The organism is Chryseobacterium gregarium DSM 19109 (assembly GCF_000430845.1).
Lineage (GTDB): Bacteria > Bacteroidota > Bacteroidia > Flavobacteriales > Weeksellaceae > Chryseobacterium > Chryseobacterium gregarium.
Genome location: NZ_KE387264.1, coordinates 135,152 through 149,692 on the forward strand (window position 1 = coordinate 135,152; position 14,541 = coordinate 149,692).

Here is a 14,541-nt window from a genome sequence, read left to right on the forward strand (position 1 = left end):
TTAAATTATGTATTTACTAGGCTATGACATCGGCAGTTCTTCCGTGAAAGTTTGTCTCATTGAGGCATCCAGCGGCAAAGTGGTTGCTTCAGAATTTTCTCCCAAAAAGGAAATGAAAATCACTGCTGTTAATCCGGGCTGGGCAGAACAGAATCCGGCAGATTGGTGGACCAATCTTAAACTTGCCCATGAAGCTGTCATGCATGAGTCCGGGGTACATCCTGAAGATATCAAGGGAATCGGCATCACCTGGCAGATGCACGGCCTTATCTTGGTAGATAAAGACCAGAACCTGCTGAGGCCATCGATTATCTGGTGTGACAGCCGTGCGGTTCCTTACGGCGAACAGGCATTCAAAACGATCGGAGAAGAGAAATGTCTGTCACATCTATTGAATTCTCCGGGAAACTTTACCGCTTCCAAACTGGCATGGGTAAAGGAAAACGAACCGGAAATTTTTGACAAGATCGATAAGATCATGCTACCGGGAGATTATATTGCCATGAGACTTTCCGGAGAGATCGGAATAACGATCGAAGGGTTATCGGAAGGGATTTTCTGGGATTTTAAAAATAACTGTATCTCGGAAGACGTGATCAATTATTACGGAATTCCAAAGAGCTTTTTCCCGGAACTTGTACCGACTTTCGGTATTCAGTCAACGGTTTCTGCGTCCGCTGCTCGGGAATTAGGCTTAAAAGAAGGAACTCCGATTTCGTACCGGGCAGGAGATCAGCCGAATAACGCGCTTTCGCTGAACGTATTCAATCCGGGTGAGATTGCTTCTACGGCAGGTACTTCAGGCGTTGTATACGGTGTTCTTGATCAGCTCGAATATGATAAGCTATCGAGGGTAAATACATTTGCCCATGTTAATCATACACCAGAAGAGATCAGATTAGGCGTTTTGCTTTGCATCAACGGGACCGGGATTTTAAACTCCTGGCTGAAGCATAATTTTGCCACTTCACTGTCTTCTTACGGAGATATGAATGAATTAGCTACCCTTTCACCGATCGGGTCTAAAGGGTTAAGCATTGTGCCTTTCGGAAACGGTGCGGAAAGGGTTCTGGAAAATAAGGAAACCAACTGTTCAATTCATGGAATTAATTTTAACATCCATACCAAAGGAGATATTCTGCGTGCGGCACAGGAGGGAATTGTATTTTCTTACGAATACGGAATGAATATTATGCGTAAGATGGGAATGGATATTCAGGTCATCCGGGCCGGAAATGCCAATATGTTTCTGAGTTCGATTTTCCGCCAGTCGCTTTCCAGTGTGAGCAATGCGGTGATTGAGCTTTATGACACCGACGGAGCGGTAGGGGCGGCAAGAGCCGCAGGCATGGGAATAGGTTTTTATGCAGATTCCAAAGAAGCCTTTGCTTCCCTTGAAAAGATAGCCGTAATAGAGCCTGAACATGAAAAACAGGAACAATATATAGAAGCCTATTCAAGATGGAAAAACCATCTTAAGGAAATCATCTGAACAAAGTAACAACGGAATTTTTCCATTGGACTTACCGGCTGTTTTGAACCGGTGAGCAGGGAGTTTTATAAAAAAATCAAAAAAATAAATAAGATCAATATGAACACTTTAACAGGTACAAAAGAGTTTTTTACAGGTATCGACAAAATTCAATTTGAAGGAAAGGAAAGCAGAAATCCGATGGCCTTCCGCTATTATGACGCAGAAAAAATCATCATGGGAAAACCGATGAAAGAATGGACGCGTTTTGCAATGGCCTGGTGGCATACCTTATGTGCAGACGGAAGCGATCCGTTCGGGGGGGCAACTATCCACCATCCTTGGGACACGGGAAATGACGCGGTTACCAGAGCTATACATAAAATGGATGCGGGTTTTGAATTTATGTCTAAAATGGGCTTCGAATACTATTGTTTCCATGATATTGATCTTGTAGATCCTGCAGACAACTGGAAAGATTATGAAAAAAACCTTCAGTCTGTTGTAGACTACGCAAAACAAAAACAGGCAGAAACGGGAATTAAGCTTTTATGGGGTACGGCCAATGTCTTTACTCACGAAAGATATATGAACGGAGCTTCCACCAACCCGAATTTTGACGTATTGGCATGCGCAGGTACCCAGGTTAAAAATTCTATTGATGCAACCATTGCTTTGGGTGGCGAAAACTATGTATTCTGGGGAGGCAGAGAAGGGTATATGAGCCTTCTGAATACCGATATGAAGCGTGAAAAAGACCATTTGGCACGTTTCCTTTCCATGTCCAGAGATTATGCGCGCAGCCAGGGCTTTAAAGGGACTTTCCTGATTGAACCTAAACCGATGGAGCCTACCAAACACCAGTATGACTATGATTCCGAAACGGTAATCGGATTCCTGAGACATTATGGATTGGACAAAGACTTTAAATTAAATATCGAAGTAAACCATGCAACCCTGGCAGGCCATACTTTTGAACATGAACTTCAGGTTGCCGTAGATGCAGGGTTGCTGGGAAGCATTGATGCCAACAGGGGAGACAACCAGAACGGATGGGATACGGACCAGTTCCCGGTAGATTATTATGATATGGTTCAGGCATGGCTGGTTCTTCTTCCTGCAGGAGGTTTGGGAACAGGCGGAGTTAATTTTGATGCTAAGATCAGAAGAAATTCTATTGATCCTGAAGATTTATTCATCTCTCATATCTCCGGCATGGATGTATTTGCGAAAGGCCTTCTGGCAGCCGCCGATATTCTTGAACAGTCGGATTATAAAAAACTGAGAACAGACCGCTACGCTTCTTTTGATAATGGAAACGGGAAGGCATTTGAAGAAGGGACCCTTACCCTCGAGGATCTTCAGAGAATAGCACATGAAATTGGTGAGCCTCAGCCAAAAAGCGGAAAACAGGAACTGTTCGAAGCCATCGTAAATATGTATATCTAATACAATAGAAAGGCTGGAAAATAAACACTAAGGATTTTTTACTGTCATTATTAACAGCCTTTTTTATTCAATCCTAATATTAAAAAATAATAATTATGAACCGATTTCATTTTGCTAAAACCAATAAAGCGGCACTGTTTTTTGCCATGGCTTTATTGCCTTCAGGCATGGTTTATTCCCAGGTTAAAAAAGATACGGTAACAAAAGAGAAGAAGATCGATGAGGTGGTTGTTATTGGATATGGTACACAGAGAAAAGAAGCCGTAACGGGTTCTGTAGCTACTGTAAAAGGAGATGCACTTCGCGAAGTTCCTTCGGCCAATATTACGCAGGCACTGCAGGGAAGAACGGCGGGTGTTGATATTACTCAAACATCCACAAAACCTGGAGCAACGATGCAGATTCGTATCAGAGGTACCAGATCATTAACAGGAACCAATGATCCGCTTATTGTTCTTGATGGAATTCCTTTCGTAGGATCATTAGGAGATATAAGTTCCAGTGATATCAAAAGTCTTGATATTCTTAAAGATGCTTCTGCGACAGCTATCTATGGTTCCAGAGGAGCAAACGGAGTTATTCTGGTAACAACCAACAGAGGTTCGAAAGGACAAAAGCCCCGATTTACGTATAATACATTTACAGGAGTTCAGACTTTATTCTCTAAATATCCTATGATGGATGGTGAAAAATTTGCCAGACTTCGTGCTTATGCTACACCGGTACCGTCTGCCGGGCAAACTACATCTTCACCATTATATGCAACTAATGGAGATGAATCTGCTAATAACAATACAGACTGGCAGAGTCTATACTATAAGCCTGCTATGATTACCAGTCATGATGTAGGGGTATCCGGTGGGACAGAAGGTGGAAATTATAATGTGGGTTTATCTTACTTTAAGCAGGATGCATTGATCCCGCTTCAAAACTATGAGAGATTTGCTTTACGTATGGCTATCGATCAGCAGATAGGCAAAAGCTTTAAATTCGGTTTTACAACCAATACCAATTATTCTAAATCGGAAGGAAATGGAGTAAATCCAGGAGCTGTTTTAGGATATTCCCCTATTGCTAATCCTTATAATGCAGACGGAAGCCTGAAAAGAGTGATGAGTACAGCCGGAGGAATAGACCAAACATGGATTTATACCCGTAAAAGTCTTGAGGGTTTAGGTGAGAAATATGTTGATGAAACGAAGTCTTTTGCCTCATATAATAACCTGTATGGCGAATTGAATCTACCTGTGAACGGATTAAAATACAGATTAAATGTCGGATTGGACTATCGCACATCAAACAGCGGTAACTATACTGGGGTAGGGGTATTTAATACCAATGCATCAGGCCCCTCTTCTGCAGGAAGAGGAAATAACCAGACCTATCATTGGGTGTTGGAAAACCTTTTAACCTATGACCGTACTTTTGGAAAGCATAAAATAAATGCAGTAGGATTATATTCTGCCGAAGGTAACAAATATACAAGCTCATATATGAGTGCGAGAAATGTTCCTGCAGATTTTTTTCAATATTATAATTTAGGACAGTCACCTCAAGCAGATATTACAGTAAGGCCTGAAGATCAGGTTTATTGGCAGACTGGGTTGTTATCAGCGATGGGAAGGGTAATGTATACGTTTGATAACAAATATATGTTGACTGCAACGCTTCGTGCCGATGGATCTTCAATATTGGCTCCTGGTAACAAATGGCATACCTATCCTGCTTTATCAGTAGGATGGAATGTTACTAATGAATCCTTTATGCAGAATATTAAGGCACTTAATCTCCTTAAATTCAGAATAGGTTGGGGACAAACATCCAATCAAGCGGTAAGTCCATACTCTACATTAGGCAGACTTGCCGTAACACCTTATAATTTTGGAGGTTCAAACAATACAGGAGTATATGTAAGCCAAGCTCCAAATCCTGATTTGGGATGGGAATATTCCAAAACACAAAACTACGGAATGGATTTCGGACTATTTAATAATCGTCTTACAGGGAGCGTAGAATATTATAAAACCCATACATTTGATCTTTTAACTCAGAAAAACCTTCCGGCATCCACAGCTATCGGAAGTATAGTTTCCAACGTTGCTGAAACAGAGAATAAAGGTTTTGAAGTGAGCCTTAACGGTGTTATTGTTGATAATCCAGAAGGTTTTACCTGGGAAGCTGGAGTGAATTTTTATACCAACAGAAATAAAATCTTATCTCTTGCATCAGGAACACCACGTGATGTGAATAATTTATGGTTTGTAGGACATAATATCAATTCATTGTATGATTATCAATATGTTGGACTATGGCAGGCGGGTGATCCTTACCAAAATATTTTAGAACCGGGTGATTCCAGAGATGTCATAGGTTCTATTAAAGTATTGTATACGGGAGGATATAATGCAGATGGTACACCGACAAGAGCAATCGGTCCAGATGACAGGCAGATTTTTGATACGGCACCTAAATTTCAGGGAGGATTTAACATGCGTTTTGCCTATAAGAATTTTGAATTAAGTACTGTCGGTGCCTTTCAACAGGGAGGAATCTTGATCAGCACATTATATGGATCAGCAAGTTATCTTAACAGACTGACGGGTAGAGGCAATAACGTAGATGTAGATTACTGGACAGAAGATAATACGGATGCCTATTTCCCACGTCCGGGCAGGCATTTAAGTGGTGACAATCCAAAGTATTCTTCTACATTGGCTATGTTTGATGCTTCGTATCTTAAACTTCGTACCATCACTTTAGGATATAATCTGGACAAGGAATTTTTGAAAGATTTAAAAATTAACAGCATGAGAATTTACTTTACAGTGACAAATCCTGTTGTATTATTCTCTCCGTATCACAAATTCTCGGGGATGGATCCTGAACCTAACTCCACAGGAGATCAGAATCAAGCAGTAAGCGGATATCAAAGCCGTCAGCTGGTTATTGGAACTAATAATCCTTCTACAAGGAATTATTTAATGGGACTTAATTTAACTTTTTAAACTCTACAGTCATGATAAATTTTAATAAAAGAATGGTATTAGGAGCAATCTTCTTATCATTAACATTTACAGGTTGTAATGAGATTCTCGACGAACAGCCAAGATCAGTGTACACCGTTGATTATTTCAGTACACCGGATGGAATCAATCAGAGTTTCACCTCTTTATACAGACAGTTACGATTATTATATGGTAACGGATACTTTATGAGTAATTGTCAGAACGGTACAGATGAGTCTACTTGGGGGCAAAGTGCTGACGGCAATTTCAAAGAATTGGATATGTCTGGAAACGGTAATATTAATGCTAACACCTTTCCGACAAGTATGGTTTGGGGATCTGTTTTCCCTTACATCAATACAGCCAATGGAATTATTGAAAAAGGGCCAGGTTTCGGAATTGCAGAATCAATGATTTCAGAAGCTCGATTTTTCAGAGGATTTGATTATTTTATGCTGGTTCAGACTTATGGAGGAGTGCCTTTGGATCTTGGTGCCGGAGAATTAAAATTTAATACTTTGCCAGCTACCGCGTCTGTGAGAAACACAGTTTCGGAAGTATACACAAAAGCCATTTTCCCTGATCTTAAAAAAGCAATTGATAATCTACCGGCTTCTCCACGAGTTACAGGCGGTGTGACTAAAAACGCAGCAAGATTAATTTTAGCTAAAGCCTATCTTACTTATGGATGGTGGCTACAGAATCCTAACAATATCCCTACTTATCCCGAAGTGTCAAGAAATGATCCGGACGGACATAATGCCCAGTGGTATTTCCAGCAGGCTTATGATGTCGCCATGACAGGGATTACAAATCCGGGAACTTATGGTCTACAGCCTACTTTCTATGATGTTAATGTAGGTTCTAATGATAGAAACAGTGAGTGTATGTTATATGCAGATCATACCCAGTCAAGTTCTTATTATAACGAAAGTGATCCTGTAGGACTTGGTTCAGGCTGGGCTCCTGATAACTTTGCAGCATGGATGCAGACATGGAATTATACAGCTATTAAAAGCAGCAAAACAACAGCATGGGCTTCTGCTGATGTTGCAAGTTCTGTACAGCGTGAGGCTACCCAGTCTCTTGGTCGTCCATGGGTACGTATGGCTCCGACCATTGGAGTGATAAAAAATACATTTGCTGATAAAACCAATGATTCCCGTTATGATGGAACATTTGTTACTACCTATAGAGGAAACTGGCAAAAACAGGGAACCGGACTTACTAATGTACCAGTAATGTATAATGCTAACAATTTACCTGTACAACCGGGAGGAGCAATCCTTAGCTTTCTTAATGATGATTCCCAGCTGCCTGCATATCCATCAGGAGCAGGTCAAAATGGTGTGGGAGCAGGGACTTTAGCCGGAAGAGCAGACTGGGTGATTGCACCAAACGGAATCAATAGAATTGTGTATCCAGGCCTATGGAAAATAGGAACCTATCGTACAGATGATCCGAATGGGCTAGGGTATCCCAATGCCGGTTTAACAAGACCTTTTAATGTCGCGAAATTCTCTGAATTCTATTTCATTGCTGCAGAAGCGGCGGTAAAAGGAGCTTCAGGAGCAATGTCTGCAAGAGATCTGATTAATGTGATCCGTGCGAGGGCCGGAAAATGGAAGTTTAATAATGCCCAGAATATTACTTATGTAGCGGATAACAGTGCTGCTATGATTGCTGCAACACCTTCAACAATTACCATTGATTATATCTTAGCTGAAAGATCCAGAGAATACTATGGTGAATTTTACAGATGGTATGATTTGGTACGTACACAGAAATGGGGAGAAGTTGCTGCATCTTACCAGATTGGAGGAGCTTCATATGGAGACCATAATCCAGAAACTGTAACAAGAACGATCAAACCATTCCACTATTTGAGACCCATTCCTCAGAATCAGTTGGATGCGATGGAAGTATCGGCAGATATTAAAGCAAAATACCAGAATCCTGGTTATTAAGATTAGTTAATTTCACATTCATATAGTTGACAGGGCAGATCCTAAATATCTGCCTTGTTTTTTAATTAAATTTTGAGAAACTATGGAAAAAACCTGGCGTTGGTTTGGTAAAAAAGACAAAATACAATTAGATATGCTCCGCCAAATTGGAGTAGAAGGCATTGTTTCTGCGCTTCACGATATTCCTAACGGAGAAGTTTGGTCGTTGGACGCAATTAACGATTATAAAAATTACATAGAAAGTTTCGGACTTCGCTGGTCGGTTGTAGAAAGTCTGGCAGTAAGTGAAGCCATAAAATATGGAGGAGAAAACAGAGATCAATTAATAGAAAATTACATCCTGAGTCTTGAAAATCTGGGTAAAGCCGGTGTAACAACGGTTTGTTACAATTTTATGCCGGTTCTTGATTGGGCTCGTACAGATTTGTTTTATCAGTGGGAAGACGGCTCGTCGTCATTATACTTTGATAAAGCCAAATTTGCTTATTTTGAAATTCATATTCTGCAAAGAAAAGGTGCAGAAAACGATTATAATTCAGACATTCTTCAAAAAGTAGAACAGTTAAAAAATACTTTAACGGAAGAAGATAATAATGATCTGATAGACTCGATCATTGTAAAAACGCAAGGTTTCGTTAATGGAAATATTAAGGAAGGCGACAAAAATCCGGTTCAATTATTCAAAAATCTATTAGCATTGTATGATGGGATTGATAAAAACCAGCTCCGTCAGAATATGAAATATTTCCTCGAGAAAATAATGCCGGTCTGCGAAAAGTGGAACCTCCAGATGTGTGTGCATCCCGATGATCCGCCGTTTTCATTATTAGGCTTACCAAGAATCGTCACCAATGAAGAAGATATCGACTGGTTTTTAAACGCTGTCGATAATCCTCACAACGGGCTCACATTCTGTACCGGCTCCTTAAGTGCAGGTCTTCAGAATGATGTTCCGAAGCTTGCCCAAAAGTATACTCACCGCACAAAATTTGTTCATTTAAGAAGCACAAATGTTTTTGAAAACGGCGATTTTATCGAAGCTCATCATTTAGGTGGAAGAGGAAAATTAATCGAAGTAATCAAAATTTTTGAAAAAGAAAACCCGGATTTACCAATGCGTGTGGACCACGGCAGACTTTTGACAGATGATATTGATAAAGGCTACAATCCCGGATATTCATTCCTCGGAAGAATGCTTGCTTTAGGGCAAATCGAAGGGGTGATAGCAGCTGTACAAAACGAAATGTCAAAACAATAACATCCGAACCCGAAGGGTTCAACAATAATAGCCGCAGGTGCAACCTGTGTAATTTATAAGCAAATGAAACGAATCCGAAGGATTCAATATCATAAATTAAAAATAATGAACGAAATATTCAGCATACAAGATAAAGTAGCCGTAATTACAGGAGCTTCCGGCGTTTTAGGCGGAAGTCTGGCTAAAAGTTTCATCGAGGCCGGAGCGAAAGTTGTTGCCCTTGGAAGAAATCAGGAAACTTTGGATGCTCGTGTGAAAGAACTGACAGAATCGGGAGGTAATGCATTCGCTGTGGAAGCCAATGTAATGGATGTGGAAAGTCTTGAATCTGCTTCAAAAAAAATCCTTGAAAAATACGGTAAAATAGATATTCTACTCAATATTGCCGGTGGAAATATTCCTTCTGCAACATTAGCTCCCGACCAATCCTTTTTCGACCTGAAAATGGAAGCCTGGAACGAAGTGACCGACTTAAATATCAACGGAACCGTTTACCCAAGCTATGTGTTCGGGAAAGTAATGGCAGAGCAGGGAAATGGAAGTATTGTAAATATTTCCTCAATGGCTGCTTATTCTGCAATCACAAGAGTAGCAGGATATTCCGCAGCCAAATCCGCCATTACCAATTTTACACAGTGGCTCGCTTCTGATGTAGCATTAAAATTTGGCGACAAAATCCGTGTCAATGCAATCGCTCCCGGATTTTTCATCGGCGATCAAAACCGGGCAATTTTATTGAATCCGGATGGTTCTTTAACCGACCGGAGTAAAAAAGTCATTGCCAAAACCCCAATGGGACGTTTTGGAAATGCCGATGAACTCAACGGAGCTGTTCAGTTCCTTTGTTCAGACGCAGCAAGTTTTATCACGGGTGCTTTATTGCCTATTGATGGTGGTTTCAGTGCATTCAGCGGTGTTTAATATAGATATTATTTTCTTCATATAGATGATATTATAGACTTCAATTAAGGTCTTGTTTTTAAAGATTTTTACAAAATCAAATCATTTTTAAATCGAATAATGACTCACTCCATTAAAAATAAAGAAGTTTTCGGAGAATCGTTTTTGCTGGAATCGGCAAAGGCAGAAAATCTATATTTCGGATATGCGAAAGAAATGCCGATTATTGATTACCATAATCATCTAGAACCTGATGTCATTTCAAATAATCAGAATTTCCGTTCTCCGACAGCAATTTGGCTGGATGGAGATCATTACAAATGGCGGGCAATGAGAAATTTTGGGATTGATGAACAGTTCATTTCCGGCAAAGCTTCAGACTTGGAAAAGTTTAAAAAATGGTCAGAAGTTGTTCCTTTTACGCTTCGAAATCCATTGTTTCACTGGAGTCATCTGGAACTCAAAAATCCTTTCGGAATAAAAGAATATCTTTCCCCTAAAAATGCAAATTCTGTTTATAATCAAATGAATGAATGTTTGCAGACCTCAGATTTTTTACCGCAATCTATTATTCAGAATTTCAAAGTGGAAGCACTTTGCACAACAGACGACCCTTCTGATGATTTAGCTTATCATAAAAAATTAAAAAACAGTGATTTCAGAACTAAGGTTCTACCGGCTTTCCGGCCGGATTCTTACATCAATATCATCCATCCTGAGCAATATCTTTCAAACATCAAAAAGCTTGAAAATGTTTGCGGAATTTCAATTCAGTCAGTTTCTGATTTGTTGAATGCACTTCAATCCAGAATTAATTATTTCGCAGAAACCGGAGCTAAAGTCGCAGACCACGGTTTTGAATATTTTCCTGATACCACAAAATGGAATCTTAAATTAGAAACCGAATTTTCTGAATTTTTAAAAGGAAATAATCCGACATTCTCAAATCCGGAAGCCTTGTGCGGTTATCTGCTGAAAGAGCTTTGCAAAATGTACGCTGAAAAAGGCTGGGTTCAGCAGTTTCACGTAGGAGCAACTAGAAATAATAATTCTGAAATGCTTAATAAAATTGGGATTAACTCAGGTTATGATGCTATCGGCGAACAATATTTTACCCAAAGAATGAGCGTTTTGCTGGACGAACTAAATTCTGCTGGACAACTCACCAAAACCATTATTTATAACCTTAATCCCACTTTTAATGAAGTTTTAGCGACACTTGCCGGAAATTTCAATGAAGGCGGAATTAAATCTAAAGTACAGTTTGGTGCAGCGTGGTGGTTTCTCGACCAATTAGACGGAATGAAAAAACAGATGAACACGCTTTCCAACATCGGTCTCATCAGCACATTCGTCGGAATGCTAACCGATTCCCGAAGTCTTCTTTCGTTCTCAAGACACGATTATTTCAGAAGGCATTTATGCAATATGTTTGGTAGTGAGATGGAAAGAGGATTACTTCCCAATGACGAAGAATGGGTTGGTAAAATCATTCAGGATATATGTTATCACAACACGAAAAATTATTTTGAAATTTAATAAAAATGCAAGATTCATTTTCCAATAAAATACTATGTTTCGGAGAATTGCTTTTGCATTTCGCTCCGGATTCCGACGGAAACTGGCTCAATGAGCAGTCTATGAAAATTTTCGTAGGCGGTGCAGAATACAACGTGGCTTCTGCGCTTGCACAATGGAACCATCCTGTAAAACTCCTTTCAGCTTTGCCGGAAAATTTTTTGGGAAATCAATTGGAATCTCAATTAAAAAATAAAGGAATCGAAATTCTTGCAGAGAAAAATAACGAAAGAATAGGAACATTTTACCTGTCTTCGGACGGCGATATGCAAAACGCATCGGTGGTTTACGACCGTTTTCCATCGGTTTTCACGCAGTCGGATTTTGAAAAATTTAGTTTCGATGAAATATTTTCAGAAGTAAAATGGCTTCACATCAGCACGATTACGCCGGCATTAAGTGAAAATGCTTATCAGAAATGTCTGGATTTAATGAAAGAAGCTAGGTCAAGAAACATCACGGTTTCCCTCGATTTGAATTACCGTGCCGCCCTTTGGCAGAACAGAAATCCTTCAGATGAAATTAAAAAATTAATGCCTTTTGTGAATGTTCTGATGGGAAATATCTGGTCAATTCAACAGTTTTTGGACATTCCGATTGAATATGAATTAAATGGGAATTTTGATGATAAAAAGCTTCTGAAACAGGCGGAAAAATCAGCTTTAGAAATTCAGAAAATATATCCAAATGTGGAAATGATTGCCAATACGTTCCGTTTCACAAGCGGCGAGGAAGTCAATTATTTTGCGACTTTATTTGCAGATGAAAAACTTTTGCTTTCTGAACACTATCATTCAGACAAAATTGACGAGAGAGTAGGAAGCGGCGATTCCTTTATGGCAGCTTTGATTCACGGTATTTTAAAGGAAAATCCTGCACAGCAAATTTTAGAAGACGCTACAAAAGTCGCTTTCAAAAAGCTTTTTGTAAAAGGCGATACGATTAATGACAGCATTAATATTGAAGAATTATGAGTGTAATACTACAAAAGATAAAAGATCAGAAAATTGTTCCGTTGTTTTACAACGAATCGTTTGAAATTTCAAAAAACACCGTAAAAGCTTTGTACGAAGCAGGAATCCGTGTGATAGAATATACCAATCGTGGTATTCAGGCTTTGGAAAACTTTACTAAACTGAAAGAAATCTCAGCCACCGAATTTCCCGAACTTTTATTGGGAATCGGAACGGTGAAAAATACGAAAGAGCTGGATGATTATGCCGATGCAAAGGCAGATTTCATCATTACACCTGTCATCAGTGAAGAGCTTGTAAAACATTCAGTCTCAAAAAATATTATTTTAATTCCGGGCTGTTTTACACCTTCTGATGTCAATCTGGCCTTTCAAAATGGACTTCGCTTAGTAAAGATTTTCCCTGCGGATGCTTTGGGTAAAAATTATATCAAATCTATTCAGCCTGTTTTTCCGGGAATGAATTTTATGCCGACCGGAGGAATCAATGCTGATGTTAAAGACATTACAGAATGGCTCAATGGCGGCGCAATCGCTGTTGGATTGGGAAGCTCGCTCATCAAAACAGATTTTACGGCAGAACAGCTCACAGAAAAAGTTCAGAATTTATTACAACAACTTAATCAAAACTAATGCAGGCTCCTAAAAATCATAATATCAGATGGTTTATGCTGTCTTTGGTCTTTCTCGCCACCACGATCAATTATCTCGACCGTCAGGTAATGGGATTACTGAAGCCTGTCCTTGAGAAAGAGTTCGATTGGGACGAGAAAGATTACAGCTACATCGTGATGGCATTTACCACCACTTATGCGATCGGTTATCTTGCGATGGGAAGATTTATCGACAGGGTAGGTACCAAAATCGGTTATGCCGTTTCCCTCATTGTCTGGAGTTTAGCTTCGATAGGGCACGGGTTTGTGAAAAGCACCGTTGGATTTTTGATTGCAAGAAGTACCCTTGGCATCAGTGAAGCAGGAAATTTTCCCGCAGCGATAAAATCAGTTGCAGAATGGTTTCCGAAAAAAGAAAGAGCCTTGGCAACGGGGATTTTCAACTCCGGAGCAACGGTTGGAGCTATCTTAGCACCGCTTCTCGTGCCGTTTATTTTAGGACATTACGGTTGGCGGGAAACTTTCGTCTGGATTGGTGCTTTAGGTTTATTATGGATTGTCCTTTGGTGGAGATTCTACACCATTCCGGAAAAGACTAAAAAATTAAGTCAGGAAGAATTACAATACATCAAAAGCGACCAGGACGGGAAAACGCAAGAACAATCCAAAGTTCCGTTGTCTGAAATATTAAAATACAAAGTCACCTGGTCTTTTGCCATTGGAAAAATTCTGACTGATCCAATCTGGTATTTCTTTATGTTTTGGTTGCCTGCTTATTTTTCGGACGTATTTAAAATGGATATGACAAAACCTTCCATTCCGTTGATCATAATTTACAGCGGAACCACGATTGGAAGTATCGGCGGCGGTTATCTTTCCTCATTTTTAATTAAAAAAGGCTGGGCAATCGGAAGAGCCAGAAGTTTGACGATGCTTTTGTTTGCTTTAATGGTCGTTCCGGTAATGTTCTCAAAATATGTCGATAATATGTGGTTGATTACCATCATTATTGCTTTCGCCACTGCAGCTCATCAAGGATGGGGAGCCAATCTGATGACCACTGTTGGTGACAAATTACCCAACAATTATGTAAGTTCAGTTATCGGATTTGGCGGAATGTTGGGCTCAGCAGCAGGAATTATTTTCCCGCTTTTCATCGGAATTGTCTTAGATACTTTCAAGAAAGCAGGAAATATCAACGGTGGATACAACATCATATTTTTCATTGCCGGCGTTTCTTACGTTGCTGCCTGGGGAATTATTTGGTTAATCAACAGGAAAAAAACTGAAATTTCTATTTAAAATTAATGAAATATAAAAAATAAA

At 39.7% G+C, this 14,541-nt stretch carries 10 protein-coding genes; all 10 read left to right on the top strand.

The genetic code is table 11. From position 1 onward, the window contains the following. Nucleotides 1-7: 7 nt before the first annotated feature. The 10 genes from H561_RS0120950 to H561_RS0120995 all read left to right on the top strand — a co-directional run bounded on the left by H561_RS0120950 (nt 8) and on the right by H561_RS0120995 (nt 14,517). Complete coding sequence (locus tag H561_RS0120950) at nt 8-1,492, top strand: xylulokinase (RefSeq protein ID WP_027388723.1); 1,485 nt, start codon at nt 8-10, stop codon at nt 1,490-1,492. A gap of 99 nt (nt 1,493-1,591) precedes the next feature. Further along, nucleotides 1,592-2,920, top strand: coding sequence for a xylose isomerase (xylA, locus tag H561_RS0120955; protein WP_027388724.1), 1,329 nt, complete (start codon nt 1,592-1,594; stop codon nt 2,918-2,920). Between the two features lie 95 nt (nt 2,921-3,015). Beyond that, entirely contained in the window at nt 3,016-5,925 is a 2,910-nt protein-coding gene (locus tag H561_RS0120960; RefSeq protein WP_027388725.1) for a SusC/RagA family TonB-linked outer membrane protein, read from the top strand. An 11-nt stretch (nt 5,926-5,936) separates the two neighbouring features. Further along, a complete protein-coding gene (locus tag H561_RS0120965; protein ID WP_027388726.1) occupies nt 5,937-7,892 on the top strand; it encodes a RagB/SusD family nutrient uptake outer membrane protein in 1,956 nt (651 codons plus the stop codon). A gap of 82 nt (nt 7,893-7,974) precedes the next feature. Then, nucleotides 7,975-9,150 (top strand): mannonate dehydratase, encoded by a 1,176-nt coding sequence (uxuA, locus tag H561_RS0120970; RefSeq protein WP_027388727.1) that lies wholly within the window; start codon nt 7,975-7,977, stop codon nt 9,148-9,150. A 105-nt stretch (nt 9,151-9,255) separates the two neighbouring features. Further along, on the top strand, nt 9,256-10,071 hold the full coding sequence (locus H561_RS0120975) for an SDR family oxidoreductase (protein WP_027388728.1): 816 nt from the start codon (nt 9,256-9,258) through the stop codon (nt 10,069-10,071). Between the two features lie 99 nt (nt 10,072-10,170). Then, on the top strand, nt 10,171-11,589 hold the full coding sequence (gene uxaC, locus H561_RS0120980) for a glucuronate isomerase (protein WP_027388729.1): 1,419 nt from the start codon (nt 10,171-10,173) through the stop codon (nt 11,587-11,589). 5 nt (nt 11,590-11,594) lie between these two features. After that, the gene (locus H561_RS0120985; protein WP_027388730.1) at nt 11,595-12,602 is read left to right on the top strand and encodes a sugar kinase; all 1,008 of its coding nucleotides are present in this window, start codon (nt 11,595-11,597) and stop codon (nt 12,600-12,602) included. Continuing rightward, entirely contained in the window at nt 12,599-13,234 is a 636-nt protein-coding gene (locus tag H561_RS0120990; RefSeq protein WP_027388731.1) for a bifunctional 4-hydroxy-2-oxoglutarate aldolase/2-dehydro-3-deoxy-phosphogluconate aldolase, read from the top strand. The genes H561_RS0120985 and H561_RS0120990 overlap by 4 nt, the downstream gene beginning before the upstream one ends. Then, entirely contained in the window at nt 13,234-14,517 is a 1,284-nt protein-coding gene (locus tag H561_RS0120995; RefSeq protein WP_027388732.1) for an MFS transporter, read from the top strand. The genes H561_RS0120990 and H561_RS0120995 overlap by 1 nt, the downstream gene beginning before the upstream one ends. The last annotated feature ends 24 nt before the right edge of the window (nt 14,518-14,541 follow it).